Source organism: Legionella cherrii, assembly GCF_900635815.1.
GTDB classification, from domain to species: Bacteria; Pseudomonadota; Gammaproteobacteria; order Legionellales; family Legionellaceae; genus Legionella; species Legionella cherrii.
The window spans coordinates 3,629,309-3,649,160 of the sequence record NZ_LR134173.1 but is presented as its reverse complement, the minus strand read 5'-3'; the positions used below and the strand labels follow the sequence as shown (position 1 = coordinate 3,649,160).

Below are 19,852 nucleotides of genomic sequence, written 5' to 3'. Positions count from 1 at the left end.
ACCCTCTCCCCTGTGGGGAGAAGGGAAACTAATGGTAATGGGGCAAGTAGGAAAGGGACTCAGTACTCCTATGAAGGTAATAGCAATTGAGTCTAATCAATAAGGATGATGAATATGAAACTTTTTTTATCAAAATTGTATGCTATTTTAGGTGCTTTTTTCTTATCGCTAATGGCAGTAGGATTTTGTGAGGCTGCATCTGACATCAGTAGCGCTACTAATAAAACCAAAATGACAATCAATGTTGGTATTTATGCTCCTTTTTCTAACGAATCTGCGTTTATTGGCAGGAATATGTTGGGGGCAATGGAAATCGCACGTGATCAATTAAAATCTTCTGAGATTAATTACGAATTTTATACTTTAGATAAAATGCCGAATTCTGCGAATGCAGCAAAAACCGTGCAAAAATTTATTGATGCACACCACATTAATGTCTTGGTAACTGAAGGTACAGAAAGTGGCGCTTTAGTCGCACCTTTAGCAAAAAAAAATAAGCTCATTCATTTTTGTCTGACTGATGATTCAATCATTGCTGATGGAAAAAATAATTTCTTAGCCCAAAGTCCCAATCACAAACAAGCTGCTGTTTTGACTCAATCGGTGAAACCAGAATTTATTGCTCAATTTAAACAGGAATATTTCAGTCACCCTGTTAGTGAAGCAGGATATGCTTTTGATATATTCCATCTGATTCATAGTAGTGCTCAGCTGGCGATGAAGACGCATTCTGATTTTTCATCCCAAGCGGTTGCAACACATCTTTTAGCTCTTGAATCAGGGACAGGGGTAATGGGTACATTTAACTTAGATAAAAATGGCGTTTCTTATAAAAAGCAGATTCTTACTGCCTGATTAAAGTTCCCCTCATTCCCGGTTGCGAGCAACCGGGCTATTCGCTTACAACCTCGCTGACTTCATTTCCTTAATCTTGCCTTAATATCGATGGCATAAAATTAAGTCATAGTGTAGACATTCTTTTCAAGGAGAAGAGGAGGTTGTATGCAAAGTAAAGATGATCTTCTGAAGCAAGTGGTTGCAAACACCCATCTGGGTAATAAAAAAGGTGTAATCTCAATTATCTTAGGTGAGCGTTTTGGATATCCTTTAGGTATGATAAGGAGCAGATCTTCTAAGCAACCTGTAGATTTCAAAGTCTTGAGTTTAGGCATAACTGAAGGAAGAGAGCTGGGATTTATTGATTTTGTATTTGATCATAAGACGGGTTTTATTGGAATAACATTTAGTAAAAAACTCAATCCACATGGACACGATGGCATCGCAGATTCCCTGTATATTCCTGGTGCTTCAGGGAGCGCCTCAAGGCGAGCTACAATGGTCGGTGGCAGAATTGCATATTTAAATCAAACGTTTGTCAGTACAGAATGGAGTGGTCATTACGGTGATCTGTGGAATGCAAGAATCATTGAACATTTTCAAAGCATTTTTTATTGGACTACGAAACAACCCATCCTGCACATTAACTGGAGAGATAGTGATCCTGAGGAAGAGAGAGCAGCTACGGCTGTTGTACCAAGCGAACATGTCGAAAAACAACACTCCAGATTGATGACTTTTGGATTATTTTGCGTCAATAATCGTGCTACTGCTGATGGTGTTAAGGCTAACACACCATTGACGAATGACCTATCTAAGACGGTTGTTTCCTATTTGCCGCCAAAATGATGTAACCAGGATTTATATAATACGATCATTGATTCCGCTTGAGGTAGCTTCATTCTCGATTGCGAGCAAACAGGCTACTCATTTAAGTAAAAAAGAGGAGCCTGGAAGGTCAGATTACAATCCAACCCCATGGCTCCTCTTTTTCTATTGCAAACTGATAATTATCTGTTGGCTAAAGACATACCTTCCAAGACAGTTAATGCAGCATAAAGTTGATAGTCGTTATGCATTAAATCGTCTATTTGAGCTTTAGCCGTTTTCGCTTTATTTTCCTCATTGTTCTTATTAATCAAGTGGCCATTAAGATTGGCTTCACTAAATCCAGTAAGATCAGAAGACTTGGCAGCAGTCTTGGGAATCTCCATCTCATTGACTACGATATCAGGCACAATACCCTTAGCTTGAATTGAGGTTCCAGAAGGAGTGTAATAAAGAGCAGTAGTTAATTTAATCCCGGTTTTGTCATCCAGGGGTAATACGGTTTGTACTGAACCTTTACCAAAACTCGTTGTACCTAAAATAACGGCTCGTTTATTGTCTTTAAGCGCACCAGCTACAATTTCAGCTGCAGATGCAGAACCATTATTGATTAATACAACCATCGGTGCATTATGCAAAACATCGATACCTTTGGATAAGGCGGTAAAGTCTGAACCAGGTAAACGCCCTTTTGTTGAAACGATTGTTTCGGGTTTGCCTGATTTGTCTTTACCAAGGAATGCATCAGAAACCTGAATGGCTGAATCAAGCAAGCCTCCTGGGTTGTTACGTAAATCCAGTACGAGACCTTTTAAGTTTCCGCCAGATTGTTGTTTTAGCCGATCAATGGCTTGCAGCATATCTTTTCCAGTTAATGCCTGGAATTGAGTTAAACGGATATAACCATAGCCTGGGGCGAGCAATTTACTCTGTACGCTCTTAATTTGAATCACTTCGCGTACTAAGTCAAAAGTAAGTGCTTTGTTAACTCCTTTGCGTAATACGGTCAACTGAATGGTGCTTCCAGCTTTACCGCGCATTAAGTTGACTGCATCTTTAAGTGAGAGACCTTGAACGGACTCTTTACCTAATTTAATAATATAGTCTCCGGATTTAATGCCCGCTTTAAATGCTGGGGTATCCACCAGAGGAGTAACTACTTTGACAACGCCGTCTTCCATAGTCACTTCTAATCCTAACCCACCAAATTCACCGCTAGTTGATGTTTGCAGCTCTTTAAATTCCTCTTCATCCAGATAGCTGGAGTGAGGATCAAGACCATTGAGCATGCCACGAATGGCGTTATCAAAGAGTTCTTTATCATCGACAGGTTTAACGTAATATTTTTTAATCTCACCGATTGCATTGGAAAATCGTTGAACATCTTCTAAAGGAACTGCTTTAGAAGTGGCATTGGAGTTTGTAGAAGTATTAGTTTCATCATCTGCAAAGCCAGTCAGAGGTAACATAAGAGTAAAAGCGTATACTATCGCAAGCGTGCATGGATACAGTTTTCTTATCAACATAGCGATCTCCTCAGATGCAAGGCTACAACATAAGCCATCTTCTTTTATTATAATTATTGAAATGCAATTAAGGTGCCAGGGTTCACTTATGATAACCAATTAAGTGGTGGAATTGCCTTTCCCCTTAGTCTTATTTCAAAGTATAGACCGTTTTGTTTAATTCCGCCGCTATGACCAACACTTGCAATTTGTTCATTTTGACGTACATACTGACCTTTGCTTTTGAATAGGGATTGATTGTGAGCATACAAGGTCATAAAACCCTGTCCGTGATCAATAATAATCAATAATCCATATCCCTTCAGCCAGTCGCTAAATACTACTTTTCCTGGATAAACGGCAGTAACTACGGCTCCTTCCTCGGCAAAAAATGTCACTCCTTGATTCATTTTACGTAAGGATCGGCTCTGGCTCTGGACTGGGAGCGGCAATTTTTTGCGCATTTGGCTAAATGGACTGCTTGTTTGATGAAACGGTTTGTCCTTTTGAGTAATGCTTTGTTGTGCTAATGACTTCAGCAAACGGGCCAAATTCTCTTTATTTTTTCGTACCTCTCTTAACCTGTTTTGTTTATCTTGAATTTCATGATTCAAAGATTGAATTAACGTAGTATGATAACTTTTATTTTGTTGCAGTTGTTCTTGATGCTTAGTAAGCTCCGTTTTAAGTTGCCTGTTCGCATTAAGTTCTTCACGAAGTTTTTCTTTGCTCTCACTTAAACGTGCACGAGTTTTATCTATTTTTTCAATCAATAGTTGTCGTGACTTAACGATATATTGGTAATAGGTTAAAATCCGGCTGACCTTATTGGGATCATCTTGATTGAGCAGTAATTTAAGTGATTGATACTCACCCATTTGATAGCGTGCACGTACGTGATTCGCTAATAATTGTTGTTGGGTAATAAGTTGTTGATTTAACTCATTTACTTGCTTTTGCAAGTCAGCAATTTTATTTTCTTTGTTCTTGATATCTTCTTGAATGGAGCGGAGTTTGCGAATCCCTTCACCGATTTGCTTTTCAGTCTCTGATAATTCTTTATTTAAAATACCGCGTTTGTCGTGTGCAGAGTTTAACGTTTTTTGGAGGCTGTTAATTTGAGCCTCTAATTGTTTTAACTTATTTTGTGTTTGGAGTACGGTAGAAGATTCTGCATAAACTCCAAAGCAAAACAACATACCAAAGAGTAATCCACTGAAAGAGAGAGCACTCGAGTGTTGATTAGTCCATCGAGTGGGTTTTCGTTTTTGCTTCGCAGCTATCAAATGATAAAAAGGGGAATTTTTAGCATTTGACTGACATAAGTCATGAGAAATTAAATAATTCCGTTTATTCATGAGTATCTTTTTCTAACAATTGATGTCCTGTCATTTCCGCTGGAGGAGTAATACCAAGCAAGGCCAACATGGTTGGTGCGATATCAATTAAGCTTCCTTCACTACGTGTAAAATGCCAATGCCCCCCTACATATACTAGTGGTACAGGTTCACTGGTATGAGCAGTATGTGCTTGATGTGTTGTTTCGTCAAACATTTCTTCAGCATTACCATGATCCGCTGTAATGAGCAGTTTACCGTCTTGTTGAGCTAGTGCATGCCACACTTTGCTCATGCATTGATCAAGGCATTCTATGGCACGAATTGTAGCCTGAAAATTGCCACTATGTCCTACCATGTCGGCATTGGCATAATTGCAAATAATGACGTCATAGGCTTGACTGTTAATTGCTTCGACCAAACTCTCTGTTAATTGGGGGGCGCTCATTTCTGGTTGTAAATCATAGGTGGCGACTTTAGGAGAGGGAATGAGAATTCTCTCTTCATTCGAAAAAACGTTTTCGTTCCCACCATTGAAGAAAAAGGTTACATGGGCATATTTTTCTGTTTCTGCAATACGTAATTGACTTAACCCGTACTCTGCAATAACTTCACCTAAGGTATTATTTAAAGGAATCGGTGGAAAGGCCTGGGAAGTTGGTAGATTTTTATCATATTGGGTCATGCTGACAAAATAGGATAATTGCGGTTGCACCGTGCGGTTGAATTTTTTAAATGTTGGATCAATAAAAGCCGTGGTTAATTGTCGCGCTCTGTCTGCACGAAAATTATAGAACAAAACAGCATCGCCATCTTCTATTGCTTTTTTTTCACCTATAAGGGTAGGCGGTATGAATTCATCAGACAGATTTTGTTGATAATAAGACTTGATTGCTGCTTCGGCATCTTGGAAATGATGCTGGCTGTGGCCTTGGGTTAATAAAGTATAGACTGGTTCTATTCTCTCCCAACGATTGTCTCTGTCCATTGCATAATAGCGCCCACTAATAGAACAAATTCGAGCCACTGGATGTATTTTTAATTTGCTATTGAGTCGTTCTAAACTATCTAAGGCACTTTGTGGCGGTGTATCCCGGCCATCTAAAAATAAGTGTAAATATACCGAAGTGAATTGTTGTTGTGCACATAAATCAAGTAAGGCAAATAAGTGTTGTTCGTGGCTGTGTACTCCTCCTGGAGAAAACAAACCCATAATATGCAATGACTTATTGTTTTTCTTTAGGGTGGTTATTACCTCACGAAAAATGGTGTTGTTGGCGAACTCTCCATTTTTTATGCTTTCGTTGATGCGAGTAAAGTCTTGTTGGATGACTCGCCCTGCACCTATATGCATATGCCCTACTTCGGAATTACCCATTTGCTCATCAGGTAAACCAACAGCATACCCCGAAGCGTGCAAAAGAATATGGGGGCAATTGTTCCACCATTCATCCCATTGTGGTGTATTGGCTTGGGCGATCGCATTATATTTATTATTTTTGTTATATCCCCAGCCGTCTAAGATCATGAGCAACAAGGGTGTTTTTTTTTGCATGCAATTCTCCGTGGAACACAATCCCAATTGGGTCGGAAAATTATACCTTACTTAATTGGTATTTCGAAATTTATTCATGCAGTAAGGTTTTAAAGTCTGAGCCATTCATCATATCCTTATCTTCGCTCGGAGTAATAAATTAATAATTTCTTAATAATAATGGTATAGAATGCGGCCATGTTGATTTTGGGTTGCCCAGATTGAGGCGAGCTAAATTTAATCGGGATAAACGATACAAACCATGAGGAACGGTGCAACATGCCTATAAATTCAGGTCCTAAATTTTTTAAACCGAGTACAACTCAAGAAAACACGGCCTCATCTTCATCTCAAAATATCCCAAATGAAGGGAGCAATACTCGGCAATTGGCTGCTCAATTTATAGATAAAGTAATTCATGATTCAAAATTAGATCTAAAAACCAGTCCTATTTTAATGAAACACTTGTTACATCTCTTAAAACTGGATGACCTGGAAACCAAAGATGAAGCCTTTAATCTTTTCATAAAAAAACTTACCTCAGAACGAATTGATTTGACGCAACTGATTAATGCATTTAAAGAATATGTATTGAATAATAATGGAATCTGCACTCTTTTAGCTTACATTGAAGACAATCAATTAATTTCCCAAGAAGAAATTAAACAAGCAGAGGATGCTCTTTTCGTTCAGCTCCATCTATTGTGTCTGCTTGAATCCTTTGTTGCCACATTAAGCAATAGCAGCCAATTTGCTGAAGATACCTTCAAACATATTCTCAATCAGCGTAACAATCCATTTAATAAAGGTAATACCTGGACAAACTTTTTATTCGGTACCCCATGGGATACACCTTTATTTGAACGTTTGAAACTTATTTCTATTGAGCCTGGCTTTTTGCAAATCCTTTTTCAACGCCAAATGAGCGATAAATTAAAAATAACTGAAGAGGATGTAAAACAATTTATCGAAAAATATCATTTATCCAGTTGGAACGCATCATCGATTATTGTCCCTAACACTGATGAACGACCCATCTCAATTGCACCTATGGCCATTAATATAATTGAAGCATGTCGTACCGATGTGGTTAGCCCAAGATATGAAGAACGTGGTGGCAAAGAGAACTCAAAGTCAGGATTAGGCTTAATTGGCTTGATGGAGCAATTAAATTATCGTACTGCAGCAAAACACAAAAAGCATATTCTTCCTGAAGGGGTTGAGGTACGGATGCAACATACAGATGACTATCCATTGATTCCAGGTTTAGCTATTAATAGCGACCCCAAGGTGGTCTCAGAGTTTAAAATTGATAAATTCTGGCAAGATTTATATGTAAGCTGGAATGCACGATTTGTTATTAGCAATATCGATTATAGTTTTCTAATATTTAAGCTCATGGTGCCCTCAGTGCTGGGTGCCGAAGCGCATAATTTTAAAGAAACACGATTGCTTGCACTTTTTTTTATAGGTAATTTATATCTCAGCGTAGCGCCACAAAATAATTCTCTTTTTAAAATCGGATATCGATTAAAAAATGCTGATGAAATATTGAAGCAATGGGGTGTTATAAACCAAGAGTGGGCATCCTTGCTGTTACAGGAGTGTACCAGCGATTCAGAAGTCATGCCTGATAAGGCTTATGAAAAAATTATAGGTAACTATCCCACACTAAGTATGCTGAGACAGCTTACTCTATTCTCACAAGATCCAGAGGCTTATCGAATGTTAGTTAAAGGAACAACGGCTGAACAAGAAGTCGATGAGCAAGAAAAGCCGAAAACAAGTAAACAAAAAGTTGATAAGCAACAAGAAACAAAAACAGGCAAACAAGGAGTTGAGGAACAGGAAAGAACCAGCTCAGGTAAAGAAGAGCGAGTGTTTCTAAAACCTCAATAATACATCATGAAGAGAGATAGCTAACGTTTTAATTAACCATCTCTTTTGAATATTCTTCGTTCATAAGCGCTTGTCTTCACCGCAGAAAATGATAGGGTGAATGGCATAAATAAATTTTTTGACCTCTGCCTTTATACAATTCTTCTGAATGTCTATTGAGTCTCCTTGCTTCAGTAGTGACATTTTTGTATTAAAGAGGTTAGACTATGCACCATTTATTTGATTGGGAAGAGTAGTTTTGGAACAAAAAATTCCTCAGCATGTTGCCATTATTATGGATGGAAACGGTCGTTGGGCTGAAAGTAGGGGACTTCCGCGTATTGAAGGTCATAAAGCAGGTGTTGAGTCTGTGAAGAAAATGATTCGCTGTTGTATGACCAAGGGAATTCCTTGTCTTAGTTTATTTGCATTTAGCTCGGAGAATTGGTTTCGACCAGCTGATGAAGTTAATTTTTTAATGGAATTATTCCTGGAGTCCTTAAGAAAGGAACTTGCTGAGTTAAATCAGCATGGAATCCGCATGCGATTTACTGGAGACCGTAGTTTGCTCTCACCGGTGTTGCAACAACAAATGCGGGAAGCAGAGCTTTTAACTGCGAATAATGAGCAATTAATTTTGAATGTAGTTGTTAATTATGGGGGTAAGTGGGATCTGGTAAACGCTGCAAAAAAGGTAGCCAAGGCAGTTTTAAATGGTGAATTGGCAATAGAAGATATAAATGAAGTCAATTTTGCCCATTATCTGGATACAGATGGATTACCTGACCCTGATTTATTTATTCGTACGAGTGGTGAGTTACGAATTAGTAATTTTTTCCTTTGGCAGCTTGCATATACAGAGCTTTACTTTAGTGAGGTACATTGGCCAGATTTTGGTGAATATGAGCTTGAATTGGCTTTGGCTTCTTTTAATAAAAGGAAGAGAAGATTCGGGCAAATTTCTTAATCAACAATAGGGATCATATACATTTCATTAACTTAAGCCACATGGCAGATTTGGGAACACAGAATCTCGTCATTCCTCGCCAGGATCCGAATGACGGGTAGTGTGGGCATCCGAGTGCAGAAAGTCACTGGTTTGGCTGAGATTGTAGAATTGTATACTCTAAATAATAAGGGCGACATTATGTTTTTCCAACGCTTAATTACAACACTGATTTTAGTGCCCTTGGTTTTATGGCTTATTTTTTATGGTAATCAGTGGCTTTTGGCAGGAATTGTTTTGCTTGTTTTTCTTGCTGCATGCAGAGAGTGTTGGCAATTAATTCCATTGAACCATTGGAGTCTCCAAGCCGGATTTATTGTCATTATGCTTGCGGGTTTGTGGGCTTGTGGTGCTTTCTTTGATTACTGGTTGGATATTGGCTTAATTATTTGGTGTTTGAATGTACTTGCTATCCTCAGTTTTCCCGGTTCACAGAAATATTGGGGTTATCCTGCTGTCGTTGCGATGGTTTGTTTTTTACTCCTACCGCTATTCGTACAGAGTCTAATTCATTTGTATCACTTGCCTAATGGCAAAGCACAGCTCGTTTATTTGCTGTTTTTAATTTGGGTTTCAGATACAGGGGCTTATCTTAGCGGAAAACTGATGGGAAAACATAAATTAATTCCTCAAGTTAGCCCTGGAAAATCTTGGGAGGGCGTTATTGGCGGCATTATCCTGTCTATGCTCATCGCTTGGATTGGGTATAGTTATTTTAAACCGGTTGCTGCGGTTCATTGGTTCGTTTTAGCCTTATGTACTATAATTATTGCAATCTTTGGTGATTTATTCATTAGTATATTAAAGCGTCGTTGCCATTTAAAAGATACAGGCGCTCTTATTCCGGGACATGGTGGTATTTTAGACCGTTTGGATAGCTTAATTGCAGCGTTGCCTTTGTTTTATTTTGGACTAACCTGGTAATGCTCGCAGGCGGCCCTATAGTCTGAGCTGTAAAAAATCGATAATCAGGATGCTTGTCGCAAATGTGCATGGCAAGAAAGCACTTTTTACTTAGGTCTCGGAGAATTTGAATCGTAATTCTTGAGGATTACTTCATTTAGGATAGAACTATGCTTTCAACATTGCTGTATTTTCTTTTGGCGTTGGTCTTGTTAGTTACGGTACATGAGTATGGTCATTTTCAAGTGGCGCGTTGGTGTGGCGTTAAAGTCCTACGCTTTTCTTTTGGTTTTGGCCCTATCTTAGCGCGTTGGCGTGACAAAAAAGGAACTGAGTATGCCTGGTCGTTATTTCCTCTGGGCGGCTATGTCAAAATGCTTGATGAATCAGAGGGAGATGTAGACGAAAAAGAGCGCCATTTGGCCTTTAATAATCAATCTTTGTGGAAAAGAGCCGCAATCGTACTTGCAGGGCCTTTTTTCAATTTCATTTTTGCTTTTGTTGCGTTATGGTTCGTCTTGATTATTGGGATGCAATCATTAGCACCGATGATCGAATCAGTGAAACCCAATAGTATCGCGGCACATGCTGGACTCAATGCAAAAGAAGAAATTATTGCATTGAATAATACCAAGATAAACAGTTGGCGGGATTTCCAGTATGCGCTCATGCCTCTTGTTGGTTCTCAAGAAACAATTCAGTTAACAATAAAATCTTTGGTAAACGGAAAGGAACGGCAGGTATTATTGCCTTTGGCCAATTGGCAATTAGACAGCAAAAAGCCTGATCCACTTGAAAGCCTTGGAATTCAACCGTTTATTCCTTCAATCCCCCCTATAGTGGGTGAGGTAGTTCCTAATTCTCCGGCGGCGAAAGCAGGGCTTGAGAATGGCGATAAAATATTAAGTGTTGATGGAAAACCTTTTGATGATTGGTTGTTTTTAGTGGATTACGTACAAACTCGCCCTAATCAACAATTAACTTTATCGATTAACAGAAACGGCAGTATACAAAATGTTGTAGTACAAACTGGCAGTCAGAAAAATAAGGATAAAATTGAAGGGTTTTTGGGAGTTCGCTCACAAAAAGTAAAATGGCCAGCACATTGGTTACGAATGGAGAGAGAAGATCCTTTAACTGCCGTAGGTACTGCATTAAGACAAACGGTGCAACTAACTGGCACTACATTTATTTTAATGGGGCGGTTAGTTACGGGTAAATTGGGATTAAATAGTATTAGTGGGCCAGTGGGTATCGCTCAGGGGGCGGGTGATTCAGGGCGTAGTGGGTTAAGCACTTATCTATTTTTTCTGGCTTTGGTCAGTATTAGTTTAGGTGCATTAAATTTATTACCTATTCCGATGCTGGATGGCGGTCACTTGATGTATTATCTTTTGGAAGCAATTCGACGTAAACCTTTATCTGATGGTTTAAAATCAGCAGGAGCCTATTTAGGTTTATTGCTCTTAGCAGCCCTAATGTTTATCGCGTTGTCTAATGATTTATCTAGACTTGCAGGATAATATTCGAAAAACTTCGTAAAGCTAGATTTTAGGTCGGCTTGATCTTTTGTCCTGAGACGAAAAAAGACATAGGTTAAATAGCCTTTTAGGTTTCTTGGATAGATGAATCAAGTCATTAATCGCAAAGTATTGGCAAAGTCAGGGAACAAAAACTTGACAGTAGTTTCTACTTCCTATAAAAAGTGTTTCAATTTTCAGTGTACCAAATTTGAGAGTTAATAGTACACGTAGTACTGGGCGTAAAATAATAATGAAAAAAATCAGTAGTAAGTTTATATTAGGTGTTTGTTGTTCCTCGCTCATAGCCTGGTCTTCACAAACAATAGCAGCAGATACTTTCGTCGTTCGCGGTATTAAAGTGACAGGCTTGCAACGTGTTTCAACTGGAACAGTACTCAATTATATCCCTGTCCAGGTTGGAGAAGAGATTGGCCCTGAATCAACTGCTGAGATTATTCGCACCCTTTATGATACCGGTTTTTTTCAGTCTGTTTCATTAGAACGTCAAGGTAACACTTTAATTGTCAATGTGGTTGAAAGAGCAACTATAGGTTCTATTAGTGTTGTCGGGAATAAAGAAATTCCTAGTGACAAGATGAAAGACTTCCTTAAAGAAATGGGTTTAGTCAAAGGCCGTGTTTTCCAGACATCTACTTTGGAGCGTTTAGAAAAGGAATTGAAACAAGCCTATAACGCGAGAGGAAAATATAACGCGCGTATCGAAACTCGAGTTAGCCCTTTAACCGATAATAGAGTTGGTATTACCATTACTATTTCTGAGGGGCGTGTCTCCCGTATCAAACAAATCAAAATAATAGGTAATCACGACTTTACTACCAATGAATTATTACCCGAGTTTACTCTCTCCAAATCGGGTATCTTTACTTACTTTACTAAAAAAGATCAGTATTCTAAATCAGGTATGGATGCGTCTTTAGAAGCATTGCGTTCTTTTTACCTGGATAGAGGTTATTTGAAGTTTAAAATTATCTCCTCTCAAGTATTACTGTCGCCAGATAGAAAAGACGTTTATATCAATGTTCATATCGAAGAGGGGCCTCAATATCATTTTTCAGGCTATAAAGTAGTAGGGAAGCCGATATTGCCTCCGGAGAAAATTAATTCCTTAATTCAAGTCAAAAAAGGTGCTGTTTTTTCACGTAAAAAAGTAACTGATTCAATTTCTGCTATTGGTTTGGCTTTAGGTGATATCGGTTATGGATTCCCTGCCATTAATGCTGAACCACAGATAGACGAGAATAATAAAACCGTATTTATTGCATTTATTGTACAACCTGGCCGCCATGTTTATGTTCGTCGCATCAAGTTTCATGGCAATACCAAAACCAGTGATTATGTATTGCGAAGTGTCATTCGTCAGGATGAGGGAGGACTTTTATCGCTGCATAATATTAAAGAATCTGAACGGCAATTGCGCTTATTAGGTTATTTAAAAAATGTTGACGTAAAGACTAATCCTGTGCCAGAAGCAAATAACCAAGTGGATTTGGATGTTAACGTAGAAGAAGCGCCTTCAGCAGAAGCAAGTGCTTCTATTGGGTATGGTACTAATGGCTATCAATTAAATGCTTCAGTGAATCAACATAATTTTATGGGTACTGGACGTTCTATGGGGGCTGCATTTACTGCGAGCAAATGGGGACAGGACTATACAGTAAATTATTATAATCCCTTTTATACCGATACAGGTATAGGACGCGGCTTAAATCTTTATTATGCTCGCGTTGATCCGAGAAACCTTAACGTCAGTACTTACAACTCCAACCGTTTTGGTGCTGATGTGAATTATAGTATCCCCCTTGGGGAAACCAGTAGATGGCAATTGGGCTATGGATATCAAGATGTAGAAATCAAGAGTGTTGGTTATGTAGTACCCATTCAGAATTTTGTGCAGATGTATGGAACCCATTTCCAGGAAATTCGTTTATCTACAGGTTGGAGCAGGAACAGCTATGATCAATTTCCTTATCCTACAAGAGGGATTAACCAGCAAATTTCGGGTGTGATCGCCTTACCTGCGACTTCAGATTCGTTGTCTTACTTTAAAGGCTCTTATCAAGCGCGTTTGTACCAACCGATAACAAGAGGATGGATCTTCTCCTTACAAGGTTTTGCAGGTTATGGAAATTCTTTTAACAATAAAGGATTGCCATTCTTTGAAAACTACTATGCGGGGGGTATAGCACAACCAGGCCAGGTTCGTGGATATGACAGCTACTCTTTAGGACCATTGGATAATTACCGTAATTCTGTGGGGGGTAACTTATTACTCAGCGGTACGGCGGGAATTATATTGCCTTATCCTTTAAGTCGAGATAATGTGAGAACAACTGCCTTTGTGGATGCGGGTAACGTATTTGCGGTGAATACCTTACCTACTTTGACTGGTAAATATGAAGGTCCTATAAGATATTCGGCAGGTCTTTCACTTGAATGGCGTTCTCCATTCGGTCCGCTGGCATTTAGCTTGGCTAAGGCATTGAATCCTCAACCTTTCGATCAAAAGCAATTCTTCCAATTTGCTCTATCTTCAGGATTTTAACTGATAATTTTCTTTCTTTTCTCCCCATTCTGGGAGAAAAGATGGAGAATATTATTTGTTACAAAATTATCGAAAATCATGCTGTACATATCGCAACCTATTGCGAATTGTGCTAGCATCATGCTCTTTAATTTTGGGAGATTAGTTATGAAGCGGTTAGGTCTGGTCTTAGTGGCCTTTGTTTTCAGCATATTTGGCACAAGTGCATTTGCTGATGCAGCAAAAATTGGTGTAGTTGATCTGCAAAAAATAATGCAGACTTCCAGTCAAATCAAAGAAATCCAAAAAAAATTAGAGAAAGAGTTTAAGCCACGTCGCGATAAGCTTGTTGCTGTTGAAGCTGGCATTAAAGCGGACATGGAAAAATTTAAGCGTGATAGCGCGATTCTGAGCGCCGCTCAAAAGAAAGAGATGGAAAAGAAAATTGTGAGTGCACAACAACAATTTGAGCGTGATGGTCAGCAATACCAACAAGAATTAAGCACTGCAAATAATGAAGCAATGGAAGCATTGTATGCTAAAGTCCGTGCAGCAATTGCAAAAGTTGCTAAAGATGACAAGTACGATCTTATTGTACAAAAAGATGCTGCTCCTTTCAGTGCAACTACTCTTGATGTAACTGATAAAGTTGTTAAAGCAATTAATTAACCGGCGATGTAAAATTGCTGACGTTAGCAGAATTAGCTAATCATTTAGGTGGCGTGTGGCATGGAAATGCCAATCACGCCATTTTTTGTTATGCCTCTCTCGCTCGAGCTACATCACAGGATGTTGCTTATTATGATAATTCGGCGTTACTCCCAATTCTGGGTACCACATTAGCTGGTGCGGTGCTGCTCAAATCAGAACATCGCCATTTATGTCCAGGAAACTGTATTGTTGTAGCACATCCGTCACAAGCAATGATGCATGCTGCCCAGCTTTTATCAGCTCCTGTGCCTGCAGTTTCGGGTATTGATCCAACGGCTATGGTTCATGAATCTGCTCAGTTAGGACACGGTGTATCAATAGGTGCCTATAGTGTTATTGGTGCTAATGCACAATTGGCTGATGGAGTGACCATTGGAGCGAATAGTGTCATTGAATCCTCCGTACGAATTGGTAAAAACAGTCAAATTGGGCATGAGGTAGTGATTCATTCAGGATGTCAGCTGGGTGCTCAAATAATCATAAATTCTGGCTGCGTCATTGGTGCTTCTCCATTTAATTATTTAAAACAACAGGGACATTGGCAACAAGGCTTTAATGCAGGTGCTGTTGTTATCGAAAATCAAGTACACATAGGCTCGAATACTGTCATTGATCGTGGTTCATTAAGCGATACTTATTTAGGAGAAGGGGTTTGTATTGATAATTTGGTTCAGGTTGCGCATGACGTGTTGGTTGGTAAGAATACAATTATTGCAGGATGCGCGGCTATAGGTGCATATGCGCAAATAGGAGCAGATTGTATCATCGGTGGCGCGAGTTGTATTGCTGCTCATGTACACTTGGCGGATGACGTAGTGATTACCGGAATGTCTACAGTCAGCAAATCGCTAGCCAAACCTGGGATTTATTCGTCTGGTACTCTAGTGCATGAACATCATCGCTGGCGTCGTAACGCGGCACGATTTAAACGATTGGATGATTATATGGTAAAGCTTGGCGCCTTAGAGAAAAAATTGAGTAGTATTGAATGAGAAGAATAAGTTTTTAGCATTAACAATTGATTTGAACCTGCTAAATCAGGATAATGTTTTTCCTTTGGACTCCGTTTTGGGCCATACTAAGCGTACTTATTAAAGCGAGAAACTGCGTATGAGTGAACCTGTAGATATAAAACAGATTTTTAGTATATTGCCGCATCGGTACCCCATGATCTTAGTAGACAGGGTACTTGATTTCAAACCCATTTGAACAATTGACGGCTATTAAAAACGTCACCATTAACGAGAATTTTTTTACCGGTCATTTCCCGGAAAATCCAATTATGCCGGGCGTATTGATGCTGGAAGCGTTGGCACAGGCTTGTGGGCTTTTAGCAGGATTATCTCAAACACCTGAAGAAAATGAAGGTATTTTGCATTTCTTTGCAGGTATAGATAATGCGAAATTCAAACATGTAGTTACTCCCGGAGATCAATTACGCTTGGAAGTGAAGTTAATAGCAAGAAAAGAGAATTTTGGCGCATGCATGGCGAAGCTTATGTAGGTGATAAACTGGCCTGTTCCGCGGATTTATTAAGTGCTGCAAAGGAAATTCAAAAGTGATAGATGAAAGAGCAATAATTCACCCCTCTGCAAAACTGGCAAATGGGGTTTCAGTAGGTCCTGGTGCTGTAATCGGGGCTGATGTGGAAATAGGTGAAAATACCTGGATTGGTCCTTATGCAATCATTGAAGGCCCAACCACCATTGGAAAAAATAATAAAATTTTTCAGTTTGCTTCAGTGGGCGATGATCCCCAAGATATTACCTATCAAGGTGAATCCACTCGCCTAGAAATCGGTGACGATAATATCATTCGCGAATACTGTATGATTAGTCGTGGAACCGTTAAAGGGGGAGGAGTCACCCGTATCGGCAATAAGAACTTCTTTATGGCTTATTCGCATGTCGGGCATGATTGCATGATTGGTAATCAAATTATATTAGTTAGCTACGCTGCATTATCTGGGCATGTCACCGTCGGTGATTATGCAAATATAGGCGGATATGCCGCAGTCCATCAGTTTTGCCATGTAGGTGCCTATGCGTTTATTGCTAGAGCTTCTTATGTAGCTAAAGACGTACTTCCCTATCTCATGATTTCAGGTGATACAACTTCTGCATGTGGTATTAATACCGTTGGATTACGTAGACGAGGATTTTCATCTGAAGCAATTGATGGTTTACGACGTGCCTATAAAATAATTTTCCGCAAAGGATTAACGGTTCAACAGGCAGTTGCTGAATTAGAATTAATGCAAAGTGAATGCCCTGAAGTTGTTTTAATGATTGATGCATTAAATCAATCCACACGTGGAATTGTTCGATAAATTGATTAGAGTGATATCCTATGCTAGACATTCAATTATTGCGGGATGATCCGCAATTTGTTGCTTCCCAATTGCTAAAGCGGGGATTTAAGTTTGATGTTTCATCGTTTACTGCTTTAGAAGAAAAACGTAAAGCGCTGCAGGTTGCCACACAAGCATTGCAAAATGAGCGTAATTTACGTTCTAAAGCGATTGGTGAAGCAAAGTCTCGTGGTGAGGACATTGAGCCAATGCGCGAGGAAATGGGCCGTCTTGCTAAGGAATTAGAACAGAAGAAGGACGAACTGGATGGTTTGCTCCAGCAAATTGAGGCAATTGCTCTAAGATTACCCAATATTCCTCATGAATCGGTTCCTGTTGGTGAAGATGAACAGAACAATCTTGAAATTAGACGCTGGGGTAAAGTACCTACTTTTGATTTTCCAGTTAAGTCTCATGATGAATTAGGTGAGCATTTAAACCAAATGGATTTTGCGTTGGCTGCTAAACTGACTGGCAGCCGCTTTGTGGTTATGAAAAATCAATTGGCTCGATTACATCGTGCTTTAATTCAATTTATGTTGGACATGCATACGCAACAGCATGGTTATCAAGAAATCTATGTGCCTTATATTGTTAATGCAGACAGTCTAATGGGCACAGGTCAATTACCAAAATTTGAAGAGGACTTGTTTAAGTTAACCGGAGAGCATGGGTATTATCTGATCCCTACTGCAGAAATTCCAGTAACCAATACAGTTCGTGATGTGCTTTTAGAGGAACAGGTTTTGCCTATTCGTTATGCCTGTCATTCGCCTTGTTTTCGTAGTGAAGCGGGTTCTTACGGTAAAGATACCAAAGGGATGATCCGACAACATCAATTTGAAAAGGTTGAATTAGTTTGGATTACTAAACCTGAAGACTCTTATGCTGCTTTAGAACAATTAGTAAACCATGCGGAAGCCATTTTACAGCGATTGGAGTTGCCGTATCGAGTGATCACTCTTTGTACTGGGGATATGGGACCTAGTTCAGCAAAGACTTATGATTTAGAAGTTTGGTTGCCCAGTCAAAACACATACCGGGAAATTTCATCCTGCTCGAATATGGAATCTTTCCAGGCAAGACGAATGAAAGCACGCTACAGACAGGAGCAAACACGCGAAATCGAATTAGTCCATACCTTGAATGGATCGGGTCTTGCAGTAGGCAGAACATTGGTTGCATTGATGGAAAATTATCAAGATAAAGATGGAAATATCCATATTCCAATGGCTTTAAGACCATATTTAGGTGGTATTGAGTGTATTCGACGCGATGTGTGAATAGGTAATAAAATAGTTGCCATGAGCTGCAGCTTCTGCTGGCTGCAGCAAAAAATCAAGAGTACCAGCCCTTTAACTGCCCACCCTAAGTTGCATGGTTTGATGCGATATAATGTCGCTAGCCATTTCCTTGTTATTTTGAGCTAAGGTTGAAAAGAAAGTGAGTCGTGGGTTATCAAAGAAGCTTTTTTTTCCGTCTATAGAGTGTTCTGAACACTTCAAGAAATCTAAATCAGTCTCTATATCCTCGGTTAATGCATCATCAGTTTTTGCTGAGTACCATTCGTTTTGTAATCCATGATGCTCAGGATTTAGTTCTTCTAGTCCGTTCTGAAATTCTTTGGCAGCAGTACTCTCTTCTGTGTCGATTTCTGCTAATTCGAAAAATGAATGGTTGTATGAATTAAAAACAGAAAGGTCTAAACCATCTGCATCAGCCTGCTCCAACAATTCAGATAGAAATCCAGAGGATCTTGGATCTAGACCTTCATTAGGATTAAAGCTGGTATGAAGCGTTGCTTTATTTTTTGATGCATGCTGATGAATCGCTGTGATTTCACGGAGTAAGGTTTTGTTAATCAGTGACTTCATATTGGCGCTTCTGTGGATCTTTTTTAAAATGTTTCTTACATAATCAATATTAACGGGGTAGGTAGGGCCGTTTTTTTTTCATCTTCCTAGAGTTTTGTGCACCAAATAAAGAATAAGGATTTTTTTTGTCAAAGCGATTTTGGGGAGTATGATATGCGTGCATGGTTCTTGCCAAGTTATAACCTAATGTTTTTTCCTTGAATTTTAAAAATAGCCAACGCTTTTTCTTTCTTTGTCTGGCTTTAAAATGGGCTTTTCTAATTAAAGCAAACAGATGACGTAATCTGGAAGTGAATGACGGCGTTTTAAATAATTTATTAATGACATTAAATTGTCGAGTAACTGTTAGAAAAAACAATAAGTTATGTTTAAATAAAAATTTGAATTCTTGTTTTCTTTGCTCATTTTGATGCATTACATCAAATGGGTTAGGTGCTGCATTTATTTTTCTTAGCCATTCTAGATGGGATACTAATAAGGGATAAGCCGCTTCTGATAATTCAAGCCGTTTAAAAAATCTATGCGAGTTTTGAATCGTTCTTTGTAAAGGCACATCCAGTGCTAATTGAATGGCATCCATATCACTCAATTCCTGTTCGTCCAAGTTTTAAAAGTATAGTAGTTTTTGAAAAAAGTGCATTTATTTTGGTCGCAGTGATTTATTGATTGTCTTTCGGTGAGTTAAGTTATTCTTTTGACTTCCAGGAATATTTGCTTTTATGATGTTTTGATTTCTGTTAAGTGGTTTATTGAAAAAATAGTCGGGTAGATACGATTTTTTCAACAAAGCCTCTATTCAAAGGGAATATTATGTTGCTCGAGGCTTTGGACTTGGTGAATACCCTAGAAGATTATTTATCGCTATGGTTTTCTTTTCCTAAAAATAAAACTATTTGCCCAAGTGACAAGGGTAATGAATCAAAGACTACCTATTCGAACTATGGATCTTTACCACTTGCCCCCTAAAGGCTCATTGATTTTTGTAACTGACACCTGTTCCCCCAAATGGATGAAAAAAATGCC

At 38.9% G+C, this 19,852-nt stretch carries 16 protein-coding genes and 1 pseudogene; 12 read left to right on the top strand and 5 right to left on the bottom strand.

Annotated features, from left to right (window positions below; all coding sequences use genetic code 11):
• The first annotated feature begins 114 nt into the window (after nt 1–114).
• Nucleotides 115–855 (top strand): type 1 periplasmic-binding domain-containing protein, encoded by a 741-nt coding sequence (locus tag EL022_RS15645; RefSeq protein ID WP_028381014.1) that lies wholly within the window; start codon nt 115–117, stop codon nt 853–855.
• Nucleotides 856–1,002: 147 nt separating this feature from the next.
• Nucleotides 1,003–1,686 (top strand): polymorphic toxin type 43 domain-containing protein, encoded by a 684-nt coding sequence (locus EL022_RS15640; RefSeq protein ID WP_028381015.1) that lies wholly within the window; start codon nt 1,003–1,005, stop codon nt 1,684–1,686.
• Between the two features lie 161 nt (nt 1,687–1,847).
• Here the strand turns inward: EL022_RS15640 and EL022_RS15635 are convergent, their stop codons facing one another.
• The 3 genes from EL022_RS15635 to gpmI form a co-directional block, all read right to left on the bottom strand.
• Complete coding sequence (locus tag EL022_RS15635) at nt 1,848–3,191, bottom strand: S41 family peptidase (protein WP_028381016.1); 1,344 nt, start codon at nt 3,189–3,191, stop codon at nt 1,848–1,850.
• An 86-nt stretch (nt 3,192–3,277) separates the two neighbouring features.
• The gene (locus tag EL022_RS15630; RefSeq protein ID WP_237761222.1) at nt 3,278–4,369 is read right to left on the bottom strand and encodes a murein hydrolase activator EnvC family protein; all 1,092 of its coding nucleotides are present in this window, start codon (nt 4,367–4,369) and stop codon (nt 3,278–3,280) included.
• Nucleotides 4,370–4,520: 151 nt separating this feature from the next.
• Complete coding sequence (gene gpmI, locus EL022_RS15625) at nt 4,521–6,062, bottom strand: 2,3-bisphosphoglycerate-independent phosphoglycerate mutase (RefSeq protein ID WP_028381018.1); 1,542 nt, start codon at nt 6,060–6,062, stop codon at nt 4,521–4,523.
• 258 nt (nt 6,063–6,320) lie between these two features.
• Here gpmI and EL022_RS15620 point away from each other — a divergent pair, with 258 nt between their 5' ends.
• From EL022_RS15620 to serS, 10 genes and pseudogenes are all read left to right on the top strand, one after another.
• A complete protein-coding gene (locus EL022_RS15620) occupies nt 6,321–7,940 on the top strand; it encodes a hypothetical protein (protein WP_051544444.1) in 1,620 nt (539 codons plus the stop codon).
• A 238-nt stretch (nt 7,941–8,178) separates the two neighbouring features.
• The gene (locus tag EL022_RS15615) at nt 8,179–8,886 is read left to right on the top strand and encodes an isoprenyl transferase (RefSeq protein WP_028381019.1); all 708 of its coding nucleotides are present in this window, start codon (nt 8,179–8,181) and stop codon (nt 8,884–8,886) included.
• Between the two features lie 180 nt (nt 8,887–9,066).
• A complete protein-coding gene (locus EL022_RS15610; protein WP_028381020.1) occupies nt 9,067–9,849 on the top strand; it encodes a phosphatidate cytidylyltransferase in 783 nt (260 codons plus the stop codon).
• A 149-nt stretch (nt 9,850–9,998) separates the two neighbouring features.
• Nucleotides 9,999–11,351: an RIP metalloprotease RseP gene (rseP, locus tag EL022_RS15605; protein WP_028381021.1), complete on the top strand. Its 1,353-nt coding sequence runs from the start codon at nt 9,999–10,001 to the stop codon at nt 11,349–11,351.
• A 250-nt stretch (nt 11,352–11,601) separates the two neighbouring features.
• Nucleotides 11,602–13,914 (top strand): outer membrane protein assembly factor BamA, encoded by a 2,313-nt coding sequence (gene bamA, locus EL022_RS15600; protein WP_028381022.1) that lies wholly within the window; start codon nt 11,602–11,604, stop codon nt 13,912–13,914.
• A gap of 147 nt (nt 13,915–14,061) precedes the next feature.
• Nucleotides 14,062–14,562: an OmpH/Skp family outer membrane protein gene (locus EL022_RS15595; RefSeq protein ID WP_028381023.1), complete on the top strand. Its 501-nt coding sequence runs from the start codon at nt 14,062–14,064 to the stop codon at nt 14,560–14,562.
• A gap of 14 nt (nt 14,563–14,576) precedes the next feature.
• Nucleotides 14,577–15,596: a UDP-3-O-(3-hydroxymyristoyl)glucosamine N-acyltransferase gene (gene lpxD, locus EL022_RS15590; protein ID WP_028381024.1), complete on the top strand. Its 1,020-nt coding sequence runs from the start codon at nt 14,577–14,579 to the stop codon at nt 15,594–15,596.
• Nucleotides 15,597–15,714: 118 nt separating this feature from the next.
• Nucleotides 15,715–16,167, top strand: a pseudogene (gene fabZ / locus EL022_RS15585) (3-hydroxyacyl-ACP dehydratase FabZ).
• Nucleotides 16,164–16,934, top strand: a complete 771-nt coding sequence (gene lpxA, locus EL022_RS15580) for an acyl-ACP--UDP-N-acetylglucosamine O-acyltransferase (RefSeq protein WP_028381026.1) — start codon at nt 16,164–16,166, stop codon at nt 16,932–16,934. The pseudogene fabZ and the gene lpxA overlap by 4 nt, the downstream one beginning before the upstream one ends.
• A 20-nt stretch (nt 16,935–16,954) precedes the next feature.
• Nucleotides 16,955–18,238, top strand: coding sequence for a serine--tRNA ligase (gene serS / locus EL022_RS15575; RefSeq protein ID WP_028381027.1), 1,284 nt, complete (start codon nt 16,955–16,957; stop codon nt 18,236–18,238).
• A gap of 72 nt (nt 18,239–18,310) precedes the next feature.
• Here the strand turns inward: serS and EL022_RS15570 are convergent, their stop codons facing one another.
• Both EL022_RS15570 and EL022_RS15565 read right to left on the bottom strand, forming a co-directional pair.
• On the bottom strand, nt 18,311–18,829 hold the full coding sequence (locus EL022_RS15570) for a hypothetical protein (RefSeq protein WP_126325243.1): 519 nt from the start codon (nt 18,827–18,829) through the stop codon (nt 18,311–18,313).
• A 49-nt stretch (nt 18,830–18,878) separates the two neighbouring features.
• A complete protein-coding gene (locus tag EL022_RS15565; RefSeq protein ID WP_126325241.1) occupies nt 18,879–19,409 on the bottom strand; it encodes a hypothetical protein in 531 nt (176 codons plus the stop codon).
• Nucleotides 19,410–19,852: the final 443 nt, after the last annotated feature.